Genomic DNA, 25,899 nt, shown 5'->3' on the forward strand with positions numbered 1-25,899 from the left:
TCAGACCCCCAACTGCTGACGCTGGCGCTTCAAGTGCTCCGGCATCTCTTTGTAGACGTCTTCGAACATGGTCGCGGCGCTTGGAATCTGGCCGCCTGCGAGGGTGCCGTACTGCTCGGCCTGTTTCTGCGCGGCAATCACTTCGGCTTCGAGTTCGGCGCTGACGGCGGCGTGTTCTTCATCGGACCAGTGGCCGATCTTGATCAGGTGCTGCTTGAGACGCGCGATCGGGTCGCCGAGCGGGAAGTGGCTCCAGTCATCGGCAGGACGATATTTCGATGGATCGTCGGAGGTCGAGTGCGGGCCGGCGCGGTAGGTGACCCATTCGATCATGGTCGGGCCGAGGTTGCGGCGGGCGCGCTCGGCAGCCCATGCAGAAGCCGCGTAGACCGCGTAGAAGTCGTTACCGTCAACACGCAGCGAGGCAATGCCGCAACCGACGCCGCGTCCGGCGAAGGTGGTGGCTTCACCGCCAGCGATGGCCTGGAAGGTCGAAATCGCCCACTGATTGTTGACCACATTGAGGATCACCGGCGCCCGATAAACGTGGGCGAAGGTGAGGGCGGTGTGGAAATCTGATTCGGCAGTGGCGCCGTCGCCGATCCACGCCGAGGCGATTTTGGTGTCGCCCTTGATCGCCGAGGCCATGCCCCAGCCCACGCCCTGAATGAACTGGGTGGCGAGGTTGCCGGAAATGGTGAAGAAGCCGAAGTCCTTGACTGAGTACATGATCGGCAGTTGACGGCCCTTGAGCGGGTCCCGCTCGTTGGACAACAACTGGCAGATCAGGTCGACCAGCGGCACGTCGCGCGCCATCAGAATGCTTTGCTGACGGTAGGTCGGAAAACACATGTCGTCGACGTTCAACGCCAGCGCCTGGGCGCTGCCGATGGCTTCTTCGCCAAGGCTTTGCATGTAGAACGACATTTTTTTCTGACGCTGGGCGACCACCATGCGGTTGTCGTAGATACGCGTCTTGAGCATGGCGCGCATGCCCTTGCGCAGGATCTCGACCGGCACGTTTTCAGCCCATGGGCCGAGGGCGTTGCCTTGATCGTCGAGCACGCGAATCAGGCCTCGCGCCAGGTCGGCGGTGTCGGCGGGTTCAACGTCGATGGAAGGTTTGCGCACCGTGCCGGCATCGGTCAGATGCAGGTAGGAAAAGTCGGTTTTGCAGCCTGGACGGCCCGAGGGTTCAGGGACGTGCAGACGCAGCGGTTCGTACGCTTGGGTCATGGCTTCTACGCTCGATCTTGTGAATTTCTTGTAGTGAGCTGGCAGTCATTCTTCGCTGGAAGAAATCTTGTCCTACAACAATCATAGGCGCGGGCAAGAAGAATATTTCTCTCTGTTTCGTTGCGCTGGAGATGATTTGCAGATAAAAAATCTGCATAAACATAAAAAACAGGTGGTTTTGTCTCATGCGCAAACTGGACCGTACCGATATCGGCATTCTCAACAGCCTTCAGGAGAATGCGCGCATCACCAACGCCGACCTCGCACGCTCGGTGAATCTGTCGCCAACCCCGTGTTTCAACCGGGTCAAGGCAATGGAAGAATTGGGCCTGATTCGCGAGCAAGTCACGCTGCTCGATGCCGATCTGCTGGGTCTGCATGTCAACGTGTTCATTCACGTCAGCCTGGAGAAGCAGGTGGAGGAGGCATTGCAGCATTTCGAGGAGGCGATTTCCGATCGCCCCGAGGTGATGGAGTGCTACCTGATGGCCGGCGACCCGGACTATCTGATCCGGGTTTTAGTGCCGTCCATCCAATCGCTGGAGCGATTCATGATGGACTTTCTGACGAAAGTGCCGGGGGTGGCGAATATCCGGTCGAGCTTTGCGCTCAAGCAGGTGCGCTATAAAACGGCGTTGCCGTTACCGGCGAATGGGTTGACGTTGGGTGTCTGAAAGGCAAGATCAAAAGATCGCAGCCTTCGGCAGCTCCTACACGGGAAACGCACTCCAATCCAAAGTGATGGGGGGCACATTTCACCTGTAGAAGCTGCCGCAGGCTCGGGCCGCGATCGGACGATCTTTTGACGTTAAAGCTTGTTGATCGGAATCTTCAGATAAACCACGCCATTGTCTTCCGCCGCCGGAAAATTCCCCGCCCGCACATTTACCTGAATCGCCGGCAGCAGCAGCGTCGGCATACCCAGCCCGGCATCACGCTTGGTACGCATCTCGACGAACGCCGTTTCATCAATGCCGTCATGCACATGAATGTTGCTTTTACGCTGTTCACCGACGGTGGTCTGGCAGTGGGCCTCGCGGCCCTCTGGCGGGTAGTCGTGGCAAACGTAGAGTTTCACGCTGGCAGGGAAGGCCAGCAGTTTGTGAATCGAGTTGAACAGTTGATGGGCATTGCCGCCGGGGAAGTCGCAGCGCGCCGTGCCCACATCCGGCATGAACAGCGTGTCACCGACCAGAATCTGCTCGCCATCGATCAGGTAAGCCATGTCCGCCGGTGTATGCCCCGGCACATGCAGCGCCGTGGCCTTAAGGTTGCCGATGGTGAATGATTCGTTTGGCGCGAACAGGTGATCGAACTGCGAGCCATCGACACAGAATTCCGGCTCGAGATTGAACAACGCCTTGAACACGTTCTGCACTTTGCTGATCGACTCGCCAATCGCGATCTTGCCCCCCAGTTCCCGACGCAGATACGGCGCGGCGGACAGGTGATCGGCGTGGGCGTGGGTTTCCAGTAGCCATTGCACTTGCAAGTCATGTGCGCGGACAAACGCAATGATCCGATCAGCCTGAGCGGTGCAGGTGCGGCCGGCGGCGCCATCGTAGTCGAGCACCGGGTCGACGATTGCGCATTGTCCGCCGTCGGCCTCGTAAACCACGTAGCTGTAGGTCGAGGAGGCGGGGTCAAGAAAGGCTTCAATCAACGCGGGCATGGACATGAACCTGTGCAAGGGTGGAAAAGTCAGTTGCAACACTTTATGTAAAAACATAATGTTCGCAGCTTAAGTGACGTTGAAGGCATCATGCAAATGCAATCCAGTCTGACCGAATGTGAAGTCGCCCAATTGCGCGCCTCGGCCTCCAAGGCCTGTTCGCTGCTCAAGGCCATGGCCAATGAAGATCGTCTGTTGATCCTCTGTCAGCTGACCCAGGGCGAGCGCAATGTCGGCGAACTGGAAAAGATGACCGGCGTGCGTCAACCGACGCTGTCCCAGCAACTGGGCATCCTGCGCGATGAGGGATTGGTCGGCACCCGTCGTGAGGGCAAATACATCTTCTACGGACTGGCCAGTCCTGAAGTGATTCAGGTGATGAAAACATTGTCCGGCCTCTACTGTGGCGCTGTGCTCAAGAGCCTGGGTCATCAGTAAATATCCGCCAACACACCACATTCCCTGTGGGAGTTGGCTTGCCAGCGATGAGGATTTTTCATTCGATATTGATGGCGACTGACACTCCGCCATCGCTGGCAAGCCAGCTCCCACGGGTTTTGTGTATGACGGGTAACCTTGCGTGCAGCTATAAGGAACAAGCAATGAACGTTCAACACTGTGGCCCATCCATCAGTGCAGACATCGTGGTCATCGGCGGCGGCACTGCCGGTATCGCTTTCGTCGCCAGCCTGCTCAAGCGCGACCCGCACTTGAACATCACCGTCATCGAACCGAGCTCCCAACATTACTACCAACCGGCGTGGACGCTGGTCGGTGGCGGCGCTTATGACGTGAAAGACACCGTTCGCCCGATGAGCAAAGTCATGCCGCGCCAGGCAACCTGGATTCAAGCGGCGGTCACCCAAATCGACGCGGACAACCGCCAACTCACCCTCAGCGATCAACGCAGTGTCAGCTATCAAAACCTGATCGTCTGTCCCGGCCTGCGTCTGGCCTGGGAGAAAATCGAAGGCTTGCAAGACAGCCTCGGCCAGCACGGCGTTACCTCCAATTACAGTTATCAGCACGCGCAGTACACCTGGGATCAAGTGCAGAAACTGCGCGGCGGCAAGGCGCTGTTCACTCAGCCGGCAATGCCGATCAAATGCGCTGGTGCGCCGCAAAAAGCCTTGTACCTGTCCTGTGATCACTGGCGCAGGAACGGCGTGCTGAACAACATCAATGTCGAATTCAATCTGGCGGGCGCCGCGTTGTTCGGCGTGGCCACGTTCGTGCCGCCGCTGATGAAATACATCGAGAAGTACAACGCGCAATTGGCGTTCAACGCGAATCTGGTCAAGGTCGACGGCCCGGCGAAAACCGCGTGGTTCGAGGTCAAGGACGCCGACGGCAACGTCACCCGCGAAGCAAAAACCTTCGATCTGTTGCACGTCGTGCCGCCGCAGGTTTCGCCGGAGTTCATTGCGCAAAGCACATTGGCCGACGCCGCTGGCTGGTGCGAAGTCAATCCGCACAGCCTGCAGCATCCGCGTTATCCCGAGGTGTTTGCACTGGGTGATATCTGTGGCACCAGCAACGCGAAAACCGCCGCGGCGGTGCGTAAGCAAGTTGTGGTGGTCGCACAAAACCTGCTGGCCCTGCGCAAGCAACAACCGCTGCTGTTGAAATACGACGGCTACGGTTCCTGCCCGCTGACGGTGGAGAAGGGCAAGGTGATCCTCGCCGAGTTCGGTTATGCCGGTAAATTGCTGCCGACCTTTGCCCTGGACCCGACCGTGCCACGTCGGTCGGCATGGTGGTTGAAGGCAACGCTGCTGCCGTGGTTCTACTGGAACGGCATGCTTAAAGGTCGCGAATGGCTGACCAGCCTGTCCAAGGTCGATTGAGAAAACCCTATGTTGCTGGCAAGTCTGTTTGGCGTGGTGATGGGGTTGGTCCTCGGGTTGACGGGGGCCGGCGGCGGGATTCTTGCGGTACCGGCGCTGGTGCTCGGGCTCGGCTGGACGATGACGCAAGCGGCGCCAGTGGCGTTGTTTGCTGTCGGCAGTGCGGCGGCTGTCGGCGCTATCGATGGCTTGCGTCATGGTCTGGTGCGTTATCGCGCGGCGCTATTGATTGCCGCACTCGGCGCGGTGTTTTCGCCGCTGGGGATCTACTTCGCGCATCAGTTGCCAGAGAAGATCCTGATGATTCTGTTCAGCCTGCTGATGGTCATGGTGGCCTGGCGCATGTTGCGGCGCGAGCGTCAGCAAGCGGGGCCGAGCGATCATGGTCACGCCAGTTGGGGCCAGAAGAATTGCATGCTCGATGAAGAGACCGGACGCTTCGACTGGACGGCCAAATGCACTGCAACCCTGGCAGCATTGGGTGCGGTGACGGGCGTGGTTTCAGGATTGTTGGGTGTGGGTGGCGGCTTCTTGATCGTGCCGGCGTTCAAGCAACTGACCGATGTGCAAATGCGCGGCATCGTTGCCACGTCATTGATGGTGATCAGCCTTATTTCGGCGATCGGCGTGATCGGTGCGTTTCATGCCGGGGTGCGGATCGACAGCCTGGGTGCGGCGTTCATTGTCGCCAGCGTTGTCGGCATGATCATCGGGCGCAAGCTCTGCGCAAGGGTGCCGGCACGTGCGTTGCAGGTGGGTTTTGCGAGTGTGTGTCTGGTGGTGGCGGGGTACATGTTGTTGCGGGCTTGAGGGAAACCCTGTGGCGAGGGAGCAAATCCCTCGCCACAAGTACTGCGTTACAACACCAGATGCGGCAGCCACAACGAAATCGCCGGCACGTACGTTACCAGCAGTAAAACCATGAACAGCACCGCATAGAACGGCAGCAGCGCTTTCACGGTGCTCTCGATGCTGACCTTGCCCACGGCCGAGCCGACAAACAGCACGGCGCCCACCGGCGGTGTTATCAATCCGATCCCGAGGTTGACCAGCATGATCATGCCGAACTGCACCGGGTCGACGCCAATGCCGAGAATCACCGGCATCAGGATTGGCGTGAGGATCAGGATCAGCGGCGCCATGTCCATCACCGTGCCGAGCAACAGCAGCATGACGTTGATGCACATCAGGATCACGTAGCGGTTGTCCGACAGGGTCAGGAACAGCGTGGTGATCTTCGCCGGAATCTGCATCAGGGTCATGATGTAGCCGAAGCTCGCGGCGAAACCGATCAGGATCATCACGATCGAAATCGTCCGCACGGTGCGGTGCATCAGCTTGGGCAGTTCACTCCACTTGTAGTCGCGGTAGATGAACATGGTCACGAAGAACGACCACAGCACCGCGATCGCAGCCGATTCGGTGGCAGTGAAAATCCCCGACAGGATGCCGCCGAGGATGATCACCATCGCCATCAAACCCCACAACGCTTCGCCGCAGATTTTCAGGGCCTGGCGCATCGGGATGACTTCGCCTTTGGGATAGTCGCGTTTACGCGCGAAAATCAGGCAAAGCACCATCAGGCACGCGCTCATCAACAGGCCGGGAACCACGCCGGCCATGAACAGCGATGCGATGGACACGGTGCCGCCGGCGGCCAGCGAGTAGAGCACCGAGTTGTGGCTCGGCGGGGTCAACAGCGCTTGCACGGAGCCGCTGACGGTCACCGCCGTGGAGAAATCACGCGGGTAGCCTTTACGTTCCATTTCCGGGATCAGCACCGACCCCACAGAAGCGGTGTCGGCTACCGACGAACCGGAAATTGCGCCGAAAAACGTCGACGCCACGATGTTGACCAGCGACAGGCCACCACGCACGAACCCGACGAGCACACCGGCAAACGCCACCAGGCGCCGGGACATGCCGCCCTCGGCCATGATCGCCCCGGCCAGAACAAAGAACGGAATCGCCAGCAGCGAGAATTTGTTCACCCCGCCCGCGACCTGGATCATCAGGGCCTGAAACGGAATGTCGATCCACCATGCGCCGATCAGCGCCGACAGCCCGAGGGCGTAGGCGACCGGCATGCCGATCAGGATCAGTACGATAAAACTGCCCAGCAGAATCAATGCGTCCATCAGGCAGCCCCTTCGTTTTCTTCAACCAGATCGAACCGCACCACGCGGCGATTGCTCTGGTCACCCAGCAACAGTTTTTCCACGACGAAAATCAATGTCAGCGCGCCGCCAACCGGAATCGGCATGTAAGTGATGCCCACGCGCAGGGTAGGCATGGCGCTCATGAACTGGTTCCAGGTGGACAGGCACAGCTTGGTGCCCCAGATGGTCATGAACAGGCAGATGATGCCCATCAACACCTGGGAGACGATGCTCATGGTTCTGCGCATGTTCGGGTTCAGGCGATCGGTGACCATGGCCACGGCCATGTGTGCACCGGCGCGATAACTGGCGGCAGCGCCGATGAAGGTGAACACCATCATCAGCAGGATGGCGGTGGGCTCCGGCCAGCTCGAACCGGTGCCAAGGATGTAACGGGCAAACACGCCCCAGGGGATGATCAGGGAAATGGTCAGCACCGACAGACCGGCGACCCAGATGCAGGCCATGTAGATCCGGTCATTGATGCTCAGCAGTAGATTCTTCATCGGGTTCCACCGTAACCGGGCAGGCGCTGACACCAAACGAGGTCAGCGCTGCCGGGCCTTTCATTGAGGACAGAGAGTTACTGAACGGCTTCGATGCGCTTGATCAGGTCAGCGTAAGGCGCGCCGTACTTTTCGCGGACCGAAGCGGTGGCCTCGTAGAAGGGTTTTTTGTCGACGGTGATGAACTCCACGCCGGCAGCCTTGAGTTTCTCTTCACTGCTGGTGGACTTGGCGTCCCACAACGCGCGTTCCTCGGCCTGCGCGGCTTTGGCTGCTTTCTTGACCAGTACTTGTTGATCGGGAGTCAGTTTTTCCCAGGTGATTTTCGACATCACGATGGGCTCGGGCAGAATCAGGTGACCGGTCAGGCTGTAGTACTTGGCGTTCTGGAAATGGTTGTGTTCGAGCAGGGTCGGCGGGTTGTTTTCCGCGCCGTCGATCACCCCTGTTTGCAGGGCACTGAAGATCTCGCCAGTGTCCATCGCGATGCCGTTGCCGCCCATGGCGTTGATGGTGTCGATGAACATCGGATTGCCTTGCACGCGAATCTTCATGCCCTTGAGGTCTTCGAGTTTGCGCACCGGTTTTTTGGTGTAGATGTTGCGCGTACCGCCGTCCATCCAGGCCAGGGCGACGAGACCGAATTCGGAATTGCTGATCTTGTCGAGAATTGCATCGCCGACTTCGCCGTCAATGACGGCGCGCATATGCGCCTGATCGCGGAAGATGAACGGCATATTGAACACGTTCACATCCGGTACGACCGGGCCGACGATACCGAGGCTGACCCGGGTCATCTGGATCGCGCCGACCTGCGCCTGTTCGATGACCTCTTTCTCCGAGCCGAGCACACCGCCCGGGAAATACTTGAAGGTCAGGTCGCCATTGGTTTCCTTGGTCAGGGCATCGCCCATGCTTTTTTCGGCGACAACCGTTGGATAACCGGCGGGGTGGATGTCGGCGAATTTGATTTCCAGCGCGTGAGCGGCGCTGCTGAGGGTGAAGGCCAGCGGAAGTGCAGCGGCGAGCAAGGTGCGTTTGAAGTCCATGGGGGTGTCTCCAGTCTTGTTATTTTTGTGTTCAAGGCACAGCGGTGCAGCAGAGGCGGGTTAAAGCAAATCGTTGAAAAGCGTCTCCGGCAGGCCTTTGACGCCGGGGTTCAGGGCGAACACGCCGCCGGCCAGAGACTGCGGGTCGTGGTCATCGCCGGGGCGGATCGAAGCGACAAACAGGGTGTCCATTCGGGCGCCACCGAAGGCGCACATGGTCAGTTTCTTCACTGGCACTGGCAGCGAATAATCAAGGCGTCCATCGGGGGTGAAACGGTGGACAAGGCCGGCGTCGTTGGCGCAGATCCAGTAGCAACCGTCGGCATCGACCGCCGCGCCATCAGGGCGGCCGCAGTGTTGATTCATGTCAACGAAGACGCGCCGGTTCGACGGTGTGCCGCTGGCAGTGTCGTAATCGAAAGCCCAGATCAGTTGCACGTTGGGATGCGAGTCGGACAAGTACATGGTTTTGCCATCGGGGCTGAAGCCGAGCCCGTTGGGCACGATGAAACCGTCGAGTTGCGCGTCGATCACACCTGACTCGGCGGCGCCGTAGCGATAGAGCCGACCTTCGGGCGCATTCAAACCCATGTTCAGCACCATGCTGCCCGCCCAGAAACGGCCCTGGCGGTCGCAACGACCATCGTTGAGGCGCATGTCTTCGCGGCTGTGTTCGACCGTAGCGAGCAATTCGCTGTCGAGGCTGCCGTCCGCGTTCGGGTACAGCCGGAAGAAACCGGTTTCCATGCCCGCGATCCAGCCACCACGGCTGTGAGGGGCGATGCAGGCGAGCATTTGGGGGGCTTTCCAGGCGTGAACATGCCCGGTGTCGGCGCTCCAGCGTTGCAGGCCGCCGTTGGGAATATCCACCCAATAGAGGGCGTTTTCCTGCGGCACCCAGACCGGGCTTTCACCGACTGCGTTGCGGGCGTCGACGATCAATTCGGCTTGCATACTCATTCCCTTGGTTCTTGTTGGAGGGGGATCAAGTGGACAGGTCAGTCACCAAACGGGCCGGCCGCAACGAAGGCGCCGCCCTGATAAATGCGCGCCGGGTCATCGGCGGCCGGCATCGGCTGTGCCTCGACTTTTTCGCGGAACACTTCAGAGCTGTCCTTGGCTTCGAAGCCGAGGTGGCTGGCCAAGCGGTTGTCCCACCAGACGTCCTTGTTGTCGGACATGCCATACACCACGGTGTGACCGACATTCGGTGTGTACAGCGAGCGTTCGAGCAATTGGGTGAGGTCGTCGAAGCTCAGCCAGGTGTGCATCATTCGGCGATTCTGTGGTTCCGGGAACGAGGAGCCGATGCGAATGCTCACGGTCTCGATGCCGTAGCGATCGAAGTAGAAACTGGCCATGTCCTCGCCGTAGGACTTGGACAAGCCGTAGTAACCATCGGGGCGGCGGGCGGAGCTGGCGTCGAGTTGTTCGTCCTGTTTGTAGAAGCCGATGACGTGGTTGGAACTGGCGAAGATCACCCGTTTCACGCCATGTCGGCGAGCGGCTTCATAGATGTGGAAGACGCCGCAGATGTTGGCGCCGAGTATCTCTTCGAACGGCCGTTCAACGGACACACCGCCGAAATGCAGGATCGCGTCGACGCCTTCGACCAGTTGGTGCACAGCGTTTTTGTCGGCGAGATCGCACAGCACGACTTCTTCGCGATCATCCACGGCCGGGGCGAGCGCAGCGATGTCAGACAAACGCAGCACATTGGCGTAAGGCCGCAGACGTTCGCGCAAGACTTTGCCCAGGCCGCCGGCAGCACCGGTCAGCAGCAGGCGATTGAATGGGGCGCGTGAGGTAGAGGTGGACGTCATGGCAATCCCTGAACTCATTGTTATTAGGTTTGTTGTAGGTTGTCGTATGACTGCGCTGAAGTATCGGTAGGGTTTCCGGATCTTGTCAACGCGACTTTTGGTGTAAATGACGGAAGGGCTGATTGCCCGGTTCTCGCCTGACAATGCGATCCCTGCAGGAGTGAGCCTGCTCGCGATGGCGCAGTGTCTATCAACATCAATGTTGAATCTGCCGCCCTCATCGCTGGCAAGCCAGCTCCCACAGGTATCAAAGGCATGTACGATTCCTGTTTTCATCACCAACACTGTGGGAGCTGGCTTGCCAGCGATGGCGGCGGTTTAGGCAACATTTGCATTGATTGACATGACGCCATCGAGAGCAGGCTCGCTCCCACAGACAAAGGGCGGATGCCTTACAACAACGATATCGGATAGCTGATAAAGAGCCGGTTCTCATCGAACTCGTTGGTGCTGAAGTCTCGGCGAATAGTCGCGTTGCGCCATTTCACATTGAGATTTTTCAGTGGCCCGCTCTGTACGGTGTAGGCCAGTTCCGACTCGCGTCCCCATTCCTTGCCATCGCTGGTAGTGGCGGTGTGGACGTTATCGCCGCTGATGTAGCGGTTCATCATGGTTAGCCCGGGAACGCCGAGCGCGACGAAATTGTAGTCATGGCGAACCTGCCAGGAGCGCTCCTTGGCGTTGTCATAACTGGCGTTGTAACTGTCGTTGGCCAGGGTGCCGCCGCTGGTGCCGTTGACGCGCATCCATGCATCGTCGCCGCCGAGTTTCTGCAGGCCGACATAGAAGGTGTTGCCGCCGTATTTGGCCGAAAGCAGGGCGAATGCGGTTTTGTTGTCGAGATCGCCGGCCTGCGCGCTGCCGTCTTCCTTGCCGGTGAAGAAACCGAGGTTGGCGCCCAGCGTCCAGTCGCCGATTGGCTGGCTATGGCTGAGGTTGAAGTATTGCTGCTGGTAGATGTCGGTGAGTTCGGCGTACCACACGCCGACCAGGGTGCGCTTGTCGTTGAAGGCGTATTCACCACCGCCGAAGTTGAACCGGTCGGACGTGAACGCGCCGCGGCCGTTCATCGACATGTCTTCCATGCTCGCGTCGTTGCGCGGACTGTTGCCGCGGAACTGGCCGCCGTACAGGCTCAAGCCGTTGATCTCGGTGGATGTGATCTGGCCACCGCGAAAGGTTTGCGGCAGGGAGCGGCCATCGTCGGAACGCAGGATCGGCAGCACCGGCATCCACTCGCCGACCTTCAATTCGGTCTTCGACACCTTGGCTTTCAACGCCACACCGAGGCGACCGAAATTGTCTGCCGGGCGCCCGTCATCATGGATCGGCAGCAGCTGTGTACCGCCAGTGCCTTTGCCACCATCGAGCTTTTGCGAGTACAGCCCGAGCATGTCTATGCCGAAACCCACGGTGCCTTGGGTGAAGCCGGACCTGGCATCGAGGATGAAGCTCTGCGTCCACTCTTCAGCTTTGCCCTGCGCATTGTTCGGGTTGGTGAAGTTGCGGTTGAAGTAGGCGTTGCGCAGGTTCAGCGTGGCTTTGCTGTCTTCCAGAAAGCCTTCGGCGGCGGCGCTCATGGGCAAGGCAAGAACAAGACTGCTGCAGCCGATCAGGCTAAGGGTGGCACGAGGACAAGTGACGCTAAAGCGGGAAGGGCGGACGGAATTGCGGGCGATTGTGCTCACTGTGACGCTCCCTGGATCATTGTTGTTTTTATTATTGTTATACGTCGTCGTACAACATGAGGGCGGATATTTCCTAGGTTTCACTGGAAAGTCAACAGGAAGTTATACGATGACTCGTTCGAGGTAAAAATCGCCCATTCAACATAGAACCCTGTGGGAGCTGGCTTGCCAGCGATAGCGGTGGGTCAGTACACAAAGATGCCGGATCTGCCGGCCTCATCGCTGGCAAGCCAGCTCCCACAGGGTTTTTTGTTGTCCATGGAATGTGCTGTCTGCGGTTTTGCGGCAAACTTCGTTCATCTCCCGCACAAGGCTTTTCAATGGATCAATACGCCCCGCGCAACTGGCAGCCTCACGAGAAGCCCAGCTTGCCCGGTTCCCCCTCGACGCCACTGCACTCCAATCCCAAGCGACTGGCCTATGCGCTGGTGGGGTTGCTGGTGGCGTTGACTGGCGGTTTGGGCAATTCGCTGGTGGTCGCCAATCTGATTTACCTGCAGGGCGCGCTCGGTGCGACTACGGCGGAGATGGCCTGGCTGCCGGCGGCGTATGTGATGACCAACGTGTCGATGAACCTGCTGCTGGTGAAGTTTCGCCAGCAGTTCGGCTTGCGTGCGTTTACCGAGGTGTTTCTGGTGCTGTATGCGCTGGTGACCTTCGGCCATTTATTCGTCAACGATTTGAACTCGGCAGTGGCGGTGCGTGCGGCGCACGGCATGGTCGGCGCGGCGTTGAGCTCCCTGGGTCTGTATTACATGGTCCAGGCATTTCCGGCGAAATGGCGGATGAAAGCGCTGGTGCTCGGCCTCGGCAGCTCGCAGTTGGCTTTGCCGCTGGCGCGATTGTTTTCCGAAGATTTGTTGCAGATTGCCGAATGGCGTGGGCTGTACCTGTTCGAATTGGGCATGGCACTGCTGTCGCTGGGTTGTGTTTTGCTGCTCAAGCTGCCGCCCGGAGACCGCTTCAAGACCTTCGAAAAACTCGACTTTCTCACCTTCGCGATTCTGGCCAGCGGTGTGGCGCTGCTCTGCGCGGTGCTGTCGCTGGGGCGGATCGACTGGTGGCTGGAGGCCGACTGGCTTGGCGTCGCCCTGGCCGGTTCGATCGCGTTGATACTCACGGGCCTGGCCATCGAGCACAACCGCAGCAACCCGATGTTGATGACGCGCTGGCTCGGCAGCGGGGTGATGATTCGTCTGGCGCTGGCGGTGATCCTGATTCGCATGGTCACCTCCGAGCAATCCACCGGTGCCGTCGGCTTCATGCAATACCTCAACATGAGCAGCCAGCAGTTGTACAGCTTGTACGTGGTGATGATGATCGGCAGCGTCGCCGGGTTGTTGACCAGTGCGCTGACTATCAACCCGAAACACCTGCTCATGCCGCTGATTATTTCGCTGGCATTGATGGCCACAGGCTCAGTGATGGACAGTTTCTCCAACAACCTGACCCGGCCGGAAAACCTGTATTTCAGCCAGTTTTTGCTGGCGTTCGGCAGTACCTTTTTCCTCGGTCCGACCATGGTCCTCGGCACCCGCAATGTGCTGACCAATCCACGCAATCTGGTGAGTTTTTCTGTGCTGTTCGGGATCTGCAATAACCTCGGCGGCCTGATCGGCGCGGCGCTGCTCGGCACCTTTCAGATCGTCCGGGAAAAATTTCATTCCAGCCACATCGTCGAGCACCTGACGTTGTCTGATCCGTTAGTGGCCGCGCGGGTACAGAGCGGCGGCTCGGCGTACGGCTCGCTACTGGCCGACCCGAGCCTGCGCAATCTGGCCGGGATTCGCAGCCTGGCCAATGCCGCGACGCGCGAAGCCAACGTGCTGGCCTATAACGATGTGTTCATGCTTATCGCGGTGATCGCGGTGCTGACCATGATCTGGATTTCCATTCGCGCACTGTGGCTGATGAGCACCACCAAAGCCGTCGCCCCTGCGCCTTCCGTATCTTCCAGCGGTGCCACAACTTCATGACCGAACCGACCACCACAACCACCAATGCCATCGCCGCCACCCCGGAAGGCGTGGCGCCGCCATCCTCGCCAGGCACCGAACCGCGTTCACTGCGGGTACGGATCATCTCGTCATTGGGTTTTGCCGCGGTTGCCATCGTCGGCGTATTGATCGTGCTGTATGCCTGGCAATTGCCGCCGTTCAGCAGTGCCGTCGAGACCACCGAAAACGCCCTGGTGCGCGGGCAGGTGACGATCATTGGCCCCCAGCTTGCGGGCTATGTTTATGAAGTGCCGGTGCAGGATTTCCAGTTCGTGAAGGCCGGTGATTTGCTCGTACGTCTGGATGACCGCATCTATCAGCAACGCCTCGACCAATCGCTGGCGCAACTGGCGGTGCAGAAAGCCGCCCTGGCCAATGTGGTGCAGCAACGCAACAGCGCCGAAGCGACGATCAAGTTGCGTCAGGCAGTGGTCGCCGACAGCGAAGCGCAGTTACGCAAAAGTGCGGCCGATCTGCGCCGTAACAAGGAACTGGTGAGAGACGGCTCGGTGTCCAAACGTGAGATGGACGTGGCACTGGCGGCCGACGCGCAAAGTATCGCGGCCGTCGCCCAGGCCAAGGCCAATCTGGAAATCGCCCGTCAGGACCTGCAAACGGTGATCGTCAATCGCGGCTCACTCGAGGCCGCTGTCGCCAGCGCCGACGCCGCCGTGCAACTGGCGCGGATCGACCTGTCGAACACGCGCATCGTCGCCCCGCGCGACGGCCAGCTCGGGCAGATCGGCGTGCGTCTCGGCGCTTACGTCAACTCCGGGGCGCAGTTGATGGCGTTGGTGCCGAACCAGAAATGGGTGATCGCCAACATGAAGGAAACCCAGATGAATAACGTGCGGGTCGGGCAACCGGTGCACTTCACCGTCGACGGGTTGAACCACCGCAAATTCACCGGGCATGTGCAGCATATTTCGCCGGGTACCGGTTCTGAATTTGCCTTGTTGCAGGCGGATAATGCGACAGGCAACTTCGTCAAAATCGCCCAGCGAGTGCCGGTGCGCATCACCATTGATCCCGATCAGCAGGAAGAAGAACGATTGCGACCGGGGATGTCGGTGGTGGTAAGTATTGATACGGCGGCGGGGGATACCCAGCCGCATTGACCAACAGTCTTCGAAAACGTTGTTGTCAGGGAGCCCACATGGGCAATCACAAGATCGAGATTCGCCGCAGTAACGTCGAAAAAATCCTCCTCGGCGCGGAAAAGGTCTTCGCCGAAAAAGGCTTCGGCAGCACCGCCATGGCCGACATCGCCGCGGAGGTGCAACTGCCGCGTTCCAATCTGCATTACTACTTCAGCACCAAGAGTGAGTTGTACAGCGCGGTGCTGTTCGACTTGCTGGAGGTCTGGAAGCAGGACGCATTGTGCTTCGAGATGTTCGATGACCCGCGGGTGGTGCTCAGCAGCTATATCCGCGCCAAGATGAACCACTCGCGCAGCCGGCCGTATGGCTCGAAAGTCTGGGCCAATGAAATCATTCATGGTGCGCCGACGCTGGGTGAGGCGCTGGATGTCAGCCTGTATGACTGGGCGAAGATGAAAGAAGCGAAGATCCGCCAGTGGGTCGAGGACAAGCGCATTTTGCCGGTGGAGCCGTCGAGCCTGCTGTACATGATCTGGGCGTCGACCCAGCATTACGCCGACTTTGATCATCAGGTGAATATCCTGAACGATCACCAGCCGCTGTCGGACATGCAGTTCGAGCGGGCGGTGCAGACGGTGACGAGTGTGATTTTGCGCGGGATCGGGTTGGAGCCCTAAATCAAAAGCTGACCCTCACCCCAGCCCTCTCCCGGAGGGAGAGGGGGCCGACCGTGGTGTCTGGCGAGCTACGTCGACCTGAAAGACCGAGGCGTTTATGGATTCGCAGCAAATCGTTCAAGTCGGTGTATAACGCCAATATTCCCCAATCAGTCCCCTCTCCCTCGGGGAGAGGGTTAGGGTGAGGGGACCGTTGGATCAGCACGCAATCTAAACCGCGACGTGATACGGGTTCCTCGGATCATGATTCCAGTCCAGAAACGGCTTGCCCGTCTCCATCGGCACCATCTCGATGCAGTCCGCTACAGGGCAGGTGATCTGGCACAGATTGCAGCCGACGCACTCATCATCGATCACTTCATATTTATGCGTGCCATCGGCCTTGCGAACACTGCTGATCGCCTGATGTGAAGTGTCCTCGCAAGCAATGTGGCAACGCCCGCAACCAATGCAAGCCTCCTGATCGATCTTCGCAATCACCTGATAGTTGATGTCCAGATACTTCCAGTCCGTGGTGTTGCCCACCGCACGCCCGGAAAACTCGGCGATGCTGGCGTAACCCTGACTGTCCATCCATCGTGACAGGCCGTCCTTCATCTCCTCGACAATCCGAAAACCATGCAGCATCGCCGCCGTGCACACCTGCACCGCGCCGCTGCCCAACGCCATGAATTCCGCTGCATCATGCCAACTGCCGATGCCGCCGATGCCGCAGATCGGCAAGCCCTGAGTCAGTGGATCGCGGGCAATTTCCGCAACCATGTTCAGCGCAATCGGTTTCACCGCCGAGCCGCAGTAACCGCCGTGGGTGCTTTTGCTGCCGACGGTGGGCAGGGCGACCATGTGTTCCAGATCGACACTGGTGATCGAGTTGATGGTGTTGATCAGTGACACCGCATCCGCGCCACCGCGATGCGCTGCGCGGGCGGCGACGCGGATGTCGGTGATGTTGGGCGTCAGCTTCACGATCACCGGCAGCGAGCAGTAAGTCTTGCACCAGCGCGTCACTTGTTCGACGTACTCGGGCACCTGACCGACCGCCGCACCCATGCCGCGCTCCGGCATGCCGTGGGGGCAGCCGAAGTTGAGTTCGATGCCATCTGCCCCGGTGGCTTCCACCAGCGGCAGAATGTATTTCCACGATTCCTCAACGCACGGCACCATCAGCGACACGATCATCGCGCGGTCCGGCCAATCCTTTTTCACCTGAGTGATTTCGCGCAGGTTGATCTCCAGCGAACGGTCGGTGATCAACTCAATGTTGTTGATGCCCAGCACTTCGCGGTTGTTGCCGTAGTGCGCCGAGTAACGCGACGACACGTTGACCGCCGCCGGGTCCTCGCCCAAGGTTTTCCAGACCACGCCGCCCCAGCCCGCCTCGAAGGCGCGGACCACGTTGTAGGCTTTGTCGGTCGGCGGCGCGGAGGCCAGCCAGAATGGGTTAGGGGCTTTGATGCCGGCGAAGACTATCGAGAGATCGGCCATTTACGCAGCCTCCACGTTAAGCATCAGTTGAGCGTTGATCGCCTCGGCGGCGAGCTTGCCGTGTTGCACCGCTTGCACCGTCAGGTCCTGATCGAGGCTGGTGCAGTCGCCACCGGCATACACGCCGGGAATGCTGGTGCGCAGGTTTTCATCGACCTGAATCCGTTCGCCCTGACGCTTGAGTTCACGGGCCATCGGGTCGGCGAGGGCGCTGCCGTCGAAGGACTGACCGATGGCTTTGAAGATCGCATCGGCCGCCAGTTCGAAGGTTTCCCCGGTGGTTTGCAGACGACCGTCGACCAGATCCGTGCGGGCGAAACGCATGCCGCGTACGCGGCCCTGATCATCGAGCAGCACCTCTTCCGGTTGCGCCCAGGTCAGCAGGCGCACCTGATTGGCTTTGGCGATGTCCTGTTCATGGCCGGTGGCGCCCATGTCCGCCGCGCCGCGGCGATAGACCAGATTCACATCGCGAGCACCGAGGCGAGCCATTTGCACCGCCATGTCGATCGCGGTATTGCCGGCGCCAAGGACGATGCAACGCTCGGCCAGCGGCAGTTGCGTCAGGTCGTCGGCCTGACGCAGTTCGCGGATGTAGTCGGTGGCCGCGAGCAGGCCGGGGGCGTCTTCGTGGGCCAGGCCCAGTTGTTTGCTGGCGTTGAGGCCGAGGCCAAGGAACACCGCATCGAACTGTTGATGCAATTCGCTGAGGGTCAGGTTTTCGCCGAGTTTTTGCCCATGGCGGATTTCGATGCCGCCGATTTGCAGGAGGAAATCCAGTTCCTTCTGCGCGTAATCGTCGACCAGTTTGTACTTGGCGATCCCGTATTCATTGAGCCCGCCAGCCTTTTCCCGCGCCTCGAAAATCACCACATCGTGACCGTGCATGGCGCTGCGATGGGCGCAGGACAATCCTGCCGGCCCGGCGCCCACCACCGCGATGCGCTTGCCGGTCGCAGCGGCGCGCTGGAACGGGTGTTCGGTGAAGCGCGCGTTGTCCACGGCGTAGCGTTGCAACAGGCCGATCAGCACGGGTGCGCATTCTTGGGCGTTGTTGCGCACGCAGGCTTGCTGGCAGAGGATTTCGGTCGGACAGACCCGTGCGCAACTGCCGCCGAGGATGTTCGCCGAAAGGATTTTCTGCGCGGCACCGGGCACGTTGTCCTGATGGATGTTGCGGATGAACGAGGGAATATCGATCTCGCTCGGGCACGCATTGACGCACGGCGCGTCGTAGCAATACAGGCAACGCGACGCTTCCAGATGGGCTTGCCGAGCATTGAGCGGCGGCGCCAGATCGGTGAAATGACCGGCGAGGGCGGCCGCGCTTTCGTGCGGGTGGGGGAGATGGTTCAGGGTCTCGATCACGGTTTATGGCCTCACGGTTATTTGAGGTGCTGCCTCTGATGGGCATTGGTTTTTGTGTTGCCTGGACTGGCCTCTTCGCGAGCAGGCTCGCTCCCACAGGGGAAAGCATTTCAAATGTGGGAGCGAGCCTGCTCGCGAAGGCCGAAGGCCTGGATTTCAGCGTTTCACAGCTGTCGGCTTATGTTGCTCAGCCCGCTTGCTCAGCAAATCAAACACCGCCGGATACGCCGGTCGTTCGATGTACCGTCCGGCACCCCGTTCGGCACGCAAGTCGCCATCGGCCCAGACCACACGGCCCTGGCTGACGGTATGGCTCGGTACACCGTGCACGGTCTTGCCTTCGAAGATGTTGAAGTCCACCTGCTGATGGTGGGTCTTGGCGGAAATGGTGCGCGTGCCTTGCGGATCCCACAGCACCAGATCGGCATCGGCGCCGACGCGAATCGCGCCTTTGCGTGGGTAGAGGTTGAAGATCTTCGCGGTGTTGGTGGAGGTCAGCGCGACAAAATCCTGCATCGAAAAACGCCCGGTATTGACCCCTTCATCCCATAACAGCGCCATGCGGTCTTCGATGCCGGCAGTGCCGTTGGGGATCTTGCTGAAGTCGTCGCGCCCGGCGGCTTTTTGCTCGGCGCAGAAACAGCAGTGGTCGGTGGCGGTGGTGTGCAGATTACCGTTTTGCAGACCATGCCACAGCGCTTCCTGATGGCCGCGTGGACGAAATGGCGGACTCATCACGTAACCGGCGGCGGTCTGCCAGTCCGGATGTTGGTAGACGCTGTCATCCAGCAATAGATGGCCGGCCAGAACCTCGCCGTAAACCGGTTGGCCCTTGCTGCGCGCATAGGTGATTTCGTCGAGGGCTTCCTTGGTCGAAACGTGCACCAGATACAGCGGCGTGCCGATTGTTTCGGCAATGCGAATGGCCCGGCTCGCCGCTTCACCTTCAACCTGCGAAGGCCGCGACAGCGGGTGCGCCTCCGGACCGGTGATGCCCTGGGCCATCAATTTGCGTTGCAGGTGATAAACCAGCTCGCCGTTTTCCGCGTGCACGGTCGGCACCGCGCCGAGTTCCAGACAGCGCTCGAAACTCGCCACCAGCGTGTCGTCGGCGGCCATGATCGCGTTCTTGTAGGCCATGAAATGCTTGAAGCTGTTGATCCCGTGATGGCTGACCAGTTCGGCCATTTCCTCGCGTACCTGCTCGCTCCACCAGGTGATCGCGACATGGAAACCGTAGTCCGACGCCGATTTTTCCGCCCAGCCACGCCACTGATGAAACGCCTCCATCAACGACTGCTGCGGATTGGGGATGACGAAATCGATGATCGACGTGGTGCCGCCGGCCAGACCGGCCGCCGTGCCGCTGTAGAAATCCTCGCTGGCCACGGTGCCCATGAACGGGAGTTGCATATGAGTGTGTGGGTCGATGCCGCCGGGCATCAGGTATTGACCGCTGCCGTCGAGCACTTCAGCGCTGGCGGGAACATCAAGGTTTTCACCGATGGCTTTAATCACGCCGTCAGCGCAATAGACGTCGGCGCGATAACTTTCATCATGGGTAACAACGGTGGCGCCACGGATCAACAGAGACATTCCGAGTTCCTCGCAGGCATGACCGACTTGTGCCGGTTCTAAATGTTTTATTGATGTACAGCGGCGAAGGGCGTATTCCTGTCATCGCTGTCAGGAATAGAAACTAGCCTCAGTTTTACAATAGATCAAGATAATTTTCTATAAGCTTATATCTTAATTAAATTACTGATAATTAACGAAAAATAATCAAAATCACCAAAATGGTGAGCCTGCTCACCATTTTGACGCACTTGACAGGATGGAAATATGGTCAAGATTTCTTATGTGAAATCAGCCGCTTGAAGTTGAGCTGCGGTTGATCGCTCATCAACAAAAAAAGTGCAGTGCACCAGTTTGAGTCCTGTCTGTTCGGACAACTAGCCAAGCGTTTAGCCTGAGCGCCCAGACAAGTTTCCGAAGGCTCACCCGGTGAATAATTAAAATCGAGCAATATCAGAAAGTTGCAATGCGTTTAATGCACGGCCCGAGCGCTGAGCGGTACACCCGGCACGTTTATTGATGCCGCCGCTGACACCATGGCCGGTGCATGAAAGTTGTCAGTTCCTCCGGCCATCGTCCGGCTCGCGCCCCATGCGCCAGCCGCCTGATGAGCAAAAAATAATCAGAAGAACAGTGGAGCGGCCATGCAACAGATCAGATCGCAAGTGACCGAGCGCGACGGCTTGTTTGAGCTTGAAGCCGGCAGCGACGTCCTCGACAGTCCCCGTTACAACCACGACATGGCACCGACCAAGGTGCGCGAACGAACCTGGAATAAATGGCACATCACCGCATTGTGGGTAGGCATGGCGATCTGTGTGCCGACCTACACCCTGGGCGGCGTGCTCACGGCGTATTTCGGCCTGAGCGTCGGTGAAGCGCTGTTGGCGATTCTGTTTGCTAACGTCATCGTCCTGATTCCGCTGACGCTGAATGCTTTTCCCGGCACCAAGTACGGCATTCCGTTTCCGGTATTGTTGCGCTCATCATTCGGCATTCTCGGTTCCAACGTGCCGTGCCTGATCCGCGCACTGGTCGCGTGTGGCTGGTTCGGCATTCAGACGATGTTTGGCGGATTGGCGATCCACCTGTTTCTCGGCTCGGTGTTCGAGGGCTGGAAATCCCTCGGTGGCACCGGCGAAGTGATCGGTTTCATGATCTTCTGGGCGCTGAACCTGTGGGTGGTGATTCGCGGCGCCGAGTCGATCAAGTGGCTGGAAACCTTGTCCGCGCCGCTGCTGGTCGCGGTCGGTATCGGCCTGCTGGTGTGGGCGATGCCCAATGTGTCGATGACCGAACTGCTGGCGATCCCGCCCAAGCGCCCTGAAGGTGCCAGCGTGGTCAGTTACTTCGCCGCCGGGCTGACGGCGATGGTCGGCTTCTGGGCCACGTTGTCGCTGAACATTCCTGACTTCAGTCGCTACGCCAAGAGCCAGAAGGATCAGATTGTCGGGCAGATCATTGGCCTGCCGCTGACCATGTTCCTGTTCGCCTCCCTCGGCGTGATCATGACGGCCGCGTCAGTGAAGCTGGTCGGCGTGACGGTTGCTGACCCGGTCACCCTGATCGGCCACATTCAGAGCCCGGTATGGGTCGCGGTGGCGATGGCGTTGATCATCATCGCCACGTTGTCGACCAACACCGCTGCCAACATCGTCTCGCCAACCAACGACTTTCAGAACATCGCGCCGAAGGTCATCAACCGCACCAAAGCCGTGTTGCTGACCGGTCTGGTGGGGCTGGTGTTGATGACCCATGAGCTGTTGAAAAAACTCGGCCTGATCGTCTCCGACGTCAGCCTCGAAACCGTGTATTCCAACTGGCTGCTGGGCTATTCGAGCCTGCTCGGGCCGATCGCCGGGATCATGGTGGTGGATTATTTCTTGATCAAGAAACAACAACTGGACCTGGCCGGATTGTATCGCGACGACGTTTACCCAGCGTGGAACTGGGCCGGGTTCGTCGCGTTTGGTGTGCCGGTGGTGCTGACCTTGCTGTCGCTGGGCAGTGATGCGTTCAGCTGGTTTTACAGCTACGGCTGGTTCACTGGCTCGGCGTTGGGAGGAATCATTTATTACGGGTTGTGCGTGATGCGAGCGCAGCCTTCAGTCGTGAAATCGGCGGTGTGAGGCAGGACCCTATCGCTGGCAAGTCGAATCGTCGCACCGCAGCTCCCACAGGTATTTGAGTGAACACATATTTTGTGTACGACTTGATCTCTGTGGGAGCTGGCTTGCCAGCGATGGCGGTCTCACAAACGCCACAGCAATATCCATAAGAAAAGCAGCCTGAGGAGATCCCCATGAACGCAGCTGTAGACGTTCTGCAATCGACCCATCAGCACATCAACCGCGACCGCTTGTGGTCGTCGTTAATGGAACTGGCCAAGCTCGGCGCCACGGTCAAGGGCGGTGTCTGTCGCCTGGCCCTGACTGACCTCGACCGCCAGGCCCGTGATCTTTTTGTGCAGTGGTGCAAGGACGCCGGGTGCAGCGTCACGGTCGATGAGGTCGGCAACATCTTCGCCCGCCGCGCTGGGCGCAATCCGAGCCTGCCACCGGTGATGACCGGAAGCCATATCGACACGCAACCCACTGGCGGCAAGTTCGACGGCTGCTTCGGTGTACTCGCCGGTGTCGAGGTGTTGCGCACCCTTAACGACCTCGGCGTGGAAACCGAAGCGCCGCTGGAAGTGGTGGTCTGGACCAACGAAGAAGGCTCGCGTTTCGCGCCGTGCATGATGGGTTCTGGCGTGTTCGCGGAAAAATTCACCCTCGAAGAAACCCTCGCCAAAGTCGATGCCGATGGCGTCACCGTTGGCCAAGCGTTGAATTCAATCGGCTATGCAGGGCCGCGCAAAGTCAGCGGGCACAAGGTCGGCGCCTATTTCGAGGCGCACATCGAACAAGGTCCGATTCTGGAAGACGAACATAAAACCATCGGCGTGGTGCTCGGCGCGCTGGGGCAGAAGTGGTTCGACCTCAAGCTGCGCGGCGTCGAAGCCCATGCCGGGCCAACCCCGATGCACCTGCGCAAGGACGCATTGGTCGGCGCCTCGGTCATCGTCGGCGCCGTCAACCGCGCCGCCCTCGGCCATCAACCCCACGCCTGCGGCACGGTCGGTTGCCTGCAAGCCTATCCGGGGTCGCGCAACGTCATTCCTGGCGAAGTGCGCATGACCCTCGACTTCCGCCATCTGGAACCGGCGCGCCTGGACTCTATGATCGCCGAGGTAAAACAAGTCATCGAGGCCACCTGCGAAGAGCACGGCCTGACCTATGAACTGACCCCGACAGCCGACTTCCCGCCGCTGTACTTCGAAAAGGGTTGCGTCGACGCTGTGCGCGCTGCCGCCAAGGGTCTGGGCTTGTCGAACATGGACATCGTCAGCGGCGCCGGCCACGACGCGATTTTCCTCGCTGAACTGGGGCCTGCCGGGATGATTTTCGTACCGTGTGAAGGCGGTATCAGCCATAACGAAATCGAAAACGCCGCACCGGATGATCTGGCGGCGGGGTGCGCGGTGTTGCTGCGGGCGATGCTGGCGGCTTCGGCGATGGTGGCGGGGGGACAACGCGCGGCTTGAAGACCAAAAGATCGCAGTCTTCTGGAGCTCCTGCACAGGAATTCGTGTTTCTGCTGTAGGAGTTGCCAGTCGCAGCGATCTTTTGCCGCATACCCCGTTTGTCATCCTTCGTACGTTGAATCCTTGTTCGCTGTCATGTTTTTGTCATGTGACTGTGCGATTTTGCCCCTGCCTGAAACATGATGTAACAGGTTTGCGAGGGCTTAACGCTCTGTTTTTAAAGCGGAATATGGATTCTAAGGAAGTGTGATGTCGACGTTTTGCCAGATTATGGATAAATCTGAGAGTGGCGGGTGCGGGTGCAAGATCCCATCCAGTGTATTGAGCAAAATCCTGTCCGAAACGACCGCGGCCAACACCGTGGCGGATGACAAGGTCGTGTTGGGTTTCGAGTCTTTCGATGATTGCGCCGTTTATGACAATGGCGATAATTACCTGCTGTTTACTACCGACTATTTTTCCCCGATCGTCAATGATCCTTATGTGTTTGGCCAACTGGCCGCCAGTAATGCGCTGAGCGATATCTTTGCTTCCGGCGGCACACCATTGATCGCCAACTCGATCATGGCGTTCGATCCGCAACAGGTTCCGGTCGAACAGGTTACACAGATGATCCTCGGCGCACAGTCGGTGATGAACAAGTTCAATGTCAGCATCGTGGGCGGCCACACGATCAAGAACAGCCAGCCGCTCTACGGCTTCTCGATCATTGGTGAAGTGGAAAAACACCGTCTGAAGAAGAACAACACGGCCAAGGCAGGTGATGTGTTGGTCATGACCCGACCGATCGGCGTGGGCATCCTCGCCAATGCGTTGAAGGCGGGCATTATCGAGCAGACGGACCTGTCTGCACCAACGCTAGCGCGGATCACCGCCGACAACGCATTTGGTCGCACACTCAGTGCAAGCATCGAGGTCAGCAGTCTGACCGACATTACTGGTTTCGGCCTGATCGGCCACATCAGCGAAATGGTCGGTTTGGGTGAGCTGGATGTCACGCTCGACACCGCTGCACTGACGTTTTATGACGACGCTGAATCCTTGGCAGTAGCCGTTACGTCCGCCGACAGTGGCGTTTTTGCCAACATCAGGAAGTATGCCCAGCACGTCGAATACCTCAGCGATCTACCCTTGGCCAAGAAGTTTCTGTTGCACGATCCGCAAACCAACGGCGGGTTGTTGTTCACCGTCAGTGAGGCGTGTCTGGCAGACAACCGTCAGGCGTGGCTGGCCGATTGTCCCGACCTGATGGTAATCGGGCGTGTGACGCACGGGGCGGGCAAGATCAAGGTCTGCTGAGATGACAGCTATGACGTTCTACCCGGTAATGATCGGTGTGGGGGTAATGGCCGGTTTCATGTCGGGTCTATTCGGTATCGGTGGAGGCATCATCGTGACGCCTCTGCTGGTGCTGGTTTATCCGATGCTCTGCGGTCAGAAGCTGCCGATTGAAGTGGTCACGGGCCTGTCCTCCGCACAAGGTTTTTTCTCTTCCCTGGTGTCGTTTGCGCTACACCGCGTCAGGTTTCAGCCTGATTGGCGAGTGATCAGAAGCTTTGCAATACCGATGGCCGTTGCAAATTTTTTTGCCTCGATCCATGCCGATGCGTTCAGCGAAAACTTCATTCTGTTCGTCTTCGGTTTGTTGGGTTTGTTGTCGCTGCTGGTGACGTATCTGTTCCGCAAACCGGTGCCCATCCTATGCGACCACCCGGCGTTATCGTTACCGCTGACCGGGCTGGTGCTGGGGGTGTTGTGTGGTCTGGTCGGGCAAGGGGGAGGGTTCATTTATCTGCCGGTATTGATCAGTCTGTTCGGCCTGCAAATCAAGCAGGCCATTTCGACCTCGGCACTGATCGGCATCATTGGCGCCAGTGGCGCGTTGTTGGGCCGAGTGGGCACGTCGGAGCATTTTCTCGGTTACACCGGTGAACTGGTGATCGGGATTTTACTGGGGGGCTTTCTGGGGACTGCATTGTCTCACCGACTGGAGGCAAAACACCTGAAACGGGCGCTCAACGCCTTCGTGTTGCTGTGCTCGATCCAGCTCATGGCGCGCTTGATCGTGTAGCCAAAGAACGATTGCCCGTTTTCTCGGGCAGCATCCTGAATGACATAAAACAGAAAACTG

General features: G+C 59.1%; 22 protein-coding genes. 11 read left to right on the forward strand and 11 right to left on the reverse strand.

The features are described 5' to 3' along the window. Complete coding sequence (locus H8B20_RS25995) at positions 1 to 1,236, reverse strand: 3-methyl-2-oxobutanoate dehydrogenase (2-methylpropanoyl-transferring) subunit alpha (protein ID WP_042559683.1); 1,236 nt, start codon at positions 1,234 to 1,236, stop codon at positions 1 to 3. A gap of 185 nt (positions 1,237 to 1,421) precedes the next feature. Between H8B20_RS25995 and bkdR the strand changes: the two genes are divergently transcribed. Next, entirely contained in the window at positions 1,422 to 1,910 is a 489-nt protein-coding gene (gene bkdR, locus H8B20_RS26000; protein WP_042559682.1) for a Bkd operon transcriptional regulator BkdR, read from the forward strand. 134 nt (positions 1,911 to 2,044) lie between these two features. Here the strand turns inward: bkdR and H8B20_RS26005 are convergent, their stop codons facing one another. Beyond that, complete coding sequence (locus tag H8B20_RS26005; protein ID WP_210625003.1) at positions 2,045 to 2,908, reverse strand: MBL fold metallo-hydrolase; 864 nt, start codon at positions 2,906 to 2,908, stop codon at positions 2,045 to 2,047. Between the two features lie 96 nt (positions 2,909 to 3,004). Here H8B20_RS26005 and H8B20_RS26010 point away from each other — a divergent pair, with 96 nt between their 5' ends. From H8B20_RS26010 to H8B20_RS26020, 3 genes are all read left to right on the forward strand, one after another. Then, on the forward strand, positions 3,005 to 3,346 hold the full coding sequence (locus H8B20_RS26010) for an ArsR/SmtB family transcription factor (RefSeq protein WP_150595589.1): 342 nt from the start codon (positions 3,005 to 3,007) through the stop codon (positions 3,344 to 3,346). Positions 3,347 to 3,510: 164 nt separating this feature from the next. Further along, the gene (locus H8B20_RS26015) at positions 3,511 to 4,755 is read left to right on the forward strand and encodes an NAD(P)/FAD-dependent oxidoreductase (protein ID WP_210625004.1); all 1,245 of its coding nucleotides are present in this window, start codon (positions 3,511 to 3,513) and stop codon (positions 4,753 to 4,755) included. A gap of 9 nt (positions 4,756 to 4,764) precedes the next feature. Continuing rightward, the gene (locus H8B20_RS26020) at positions 4,765 to 5,565 is read left to right on the forward strand and encodes a sulfite exporter TauE/SafE family protein (RefSeq protein WP_042559678.1); all 801 of its coding nucleotides are present in this window, start codon (positions 4,765 to 4,767) and stop codon (positions 5,563 to 5,565) included. Between the two features lie 47 nt (positions 5,566 to 5,612). Here the strand turns inward: H8B20_RS26020 and H8B20_RS26025 are convergent, their stop codons facing one another. From H8B20_RS26025 to H8B20_RS26050, 6 genes are all read right to left on the reverse strand, one after another. Beyond that, the gene (locus tag H8B20_RS26025; RefSeq protein WP_210625005.1) at positions 5,613 to 6,893 is read right to left on the reverse strand and encodes a TRAP transporter large permease; all 1,281 of its coding nucleotides are present in this window, start codon (positions 6,891 to 6,893) and stop codon (positions 5,613 to 5,615) included. Then, positions 6,893 to 7,420 (reverse strand): TRAP transporter small permease, encoded by a 528-nt coding sequence (locus H8B20_RS26030; protein ID WP_042559676.1) that lies wholly within the window; start codon positions 7,418 to 7,420, stop codon positions 6,893 to 6,895. Before H8B20_RS26030 ends, H8B20_RS26025 begins: the two co-directional genes overlap by 1 nt. A 77-nt stretch (positions 7,421 to 7,497) precedes the next feature. After that, positions 7,498 to 8,469 carry a TRAP transporter substrate-binding protein gene (locus H8B20_RS26035; RefSeq protein WP_042559675.1) on the reverse strand — a complete coding sequence of 324 codons (972 nt, stop codon included), beginning with the start codon at positions 8,467 to 8,469 and terminating at the stop codon, positions 7,498 to 7,500. Between the two features lie 60 nt (positions 8,470 to 8,529). After that, on the reverse strand, positions 8,530 to 9,423 hold the full coding sequence (locus tag H8B20_RS26040) for an SMP-30/gluconolactonase/LRE family protein (protein WP_210625117.1): 894 nt from the start codon (positions 9,421 to 9,423) through the stop codon (positions 8,530 to 8,532). A gap of 44 nt (positions 9,424 to 9,467) precedes the next feature. Beyond that, entirely contained in the window at positions 9,468 to 10,292 is an 825-nt protein-coding gene (locus tag H8B20_RS26045) for an NAD-dependent epimerase/dehydratase family protein (RefSeq protein WP_210625006.1), read from the reverse strand. A 392-nt stretch (positions 10,293 to 10,684) separates the two neighbouring features. Further along, positions 10,685 to 11,980 carry an OprD family porin gene (locus H8B20_RS26050; RefSeq protein ID WP_210625007.1) on the reverse strand — a complete coding sequence of 432 codons (1,296 nt, stop codon included), beginning with the start codon at positions 11,978 to 11,980 and terminating at the stop codon, positions 10,685 to 10,687. A 320-nt stretch (positions 11,981 to 12,300) separates the two neighbouring features. Between H8B20_RS26050 and H8B20_RS26055 the strand changes: the two genes are divergently transcribed. The 3 genes from H8B20_RS26055 to H8B20_RS26065 are packed head-to-tail and all read left to right on the forward strand — an operon-like array spanning position 12,301 to position 15,754. Continuing rightward, positions 12,301 to 13,956 (forward strand): MFS transporter, encoded by a 1,656-nt coding sequence (locus H8B20_RS26055; protein WP_210625008.1) that lies wholly within the window; start codon positions 12,301 to 12,303, stop codon positions 13,954 to 13,956. Continuing rightward, complete coding sequence (locus H8B20_RS26060) at positions 13,953 to 15,095, forward strand: HlyD family secretion protein (RefSeq protein WP_042559669.1); 1,143 nt, start codon at positions 13,953 to 13,955, stop codon at positions 15,093 to 15,095. Before H8B20_RS26055 ends, H8B20_RS26060 begins: the two co-directional genes overlap by 4 nt. 38 nt (positions 15,096 to 15,133) lie before the next feature. Then, a complete protein-coding gene (locus H8B20_RS26065) occupies positions 15,134 to 15,754 on the forward strand; it encodes a TetR/AcrR family transcriptional regulator (protein ID WP_042559668.1) in 621 nt (206 codons plus the stop codon). Positions 15,755 to 15,964: 210 nt separating this feature from the next. On the opposite strand, the gene preA is transcribed toward H8B20_RS26065, so the two are convergent. The 3 genes from preA to hydA all read right to left on the reverse strand — a co-directional run bounded on the left by preA (position 15,965) and on the right by hydA (position 20,203). Continuing rightward, positions 15,965 to 17,239: an NAD-dependent dihydropyrimidine dehydrogenase subunit PreA gene (preA, locus tag H8B20_RS26070; RefSeq protein WP_210625009.1), complete on the reverse strand. Its 1,275-nt coding sequence runs from the start codon at positions 17,237 to 17,239 to the stop codon at positions 15,965 to 15,967. Next, a complete protein-coding gene (locus H8B20_RS26075; protein WP_210625010.1) occupies positions 17,240 to 18,607 on the reverse strand; it encodes an NAD(P)-dependent oxidoreductase in 1,368 nt (455 codons plus the stop codon). A 156-nt stretch (positions 18,608 to 18,763) separates the two neighbouring features. After that, positions 18,764 to 20,203: a dihydropyrimidinase gene (hydA, locus tag H8B20_RS26080; protein ID WP_210625011.1), complete on the reverse strand. Its 1,440-nt coding sequence runs from the start codon at positions 20,201 to 20,203 to the stop codon at positions 18,764 to 18,766. 623 nt (positions 20,204 to 20,826) lie between these two features. Here hydA and H8B20_RS26085 point away from each other — a divergent pair. The 4 genes from H8B20_RS26085 to H8B20_RS26100 all read left to right on the forward strand — a co-directional run bounded on the left by H8B20_RS26085 (position 20,827) and on the right by H8B20_RS26100 (position 25,839). Then, positions 20,827 to 22,311, forward strand: coding sequence for an NCS1 family nucleobase:cation symporter-1 (locus H8B20_RS26085; protein WP_210625012.1), 1,485 nt, complete (start codon positions 20,827 to 20,829; stop codon positions 22,309 to 22,311). A gap of 173 nt (positions 22,312 to 22,484) precedes the next feature. After that, on the forward strand, positions 22,485 to 23,768 hold the full coding sequence (locus tag H8B20_RS26090) for a Zn-dependent hydrolase (RefSeq protein WP_210625013.1): 1,284 nt from the start codon (positions 22,485 to 22,487) through the stop codon (positions 23,766 to 23,768). A 270-nt stretch (positions 23,769 to 24,038) separates the two neighbouring features. After that, positions 24,039 to 25,067, forward strand: a complete 1,029-nt coding sequence (gene selD / locus H8B20_RS26095) for a selenide, water dikinase SelD (protein WP_228732771.1) — start codon at positions 24,039 to 24,041, stop codon at positions 25,065 to 25,067. 1 nt (position 25,068) lies between these two features. Beyond that, positions 25,069 to 25,839 carry a sulfite exporter TauE/SafE family protein gene (locus H8B20_RS26100; protein WP_210625015.1) on the forward strand — a complete coding sequence of 257 codons (771 nt, stop codon included), beginning with the start codon at positions 25,069 to 25,071 and terminating at the stop codon, positions 25,837 to 25,839. Positions 25,840 to 25,899: the final 60 nt, after the last annotated feature.

This window comes from Pseudomonas sp. P42 (assembly GCF_017973755.1).
GTDB classification, from domain to species: domain Bacteria; phylum Pseudomonadota; class Gammaproteobacteria; order Pseudomonadales; family Pseudomonadaceae; genus Aquipseudomonas; species Aquipseudomonas iridis.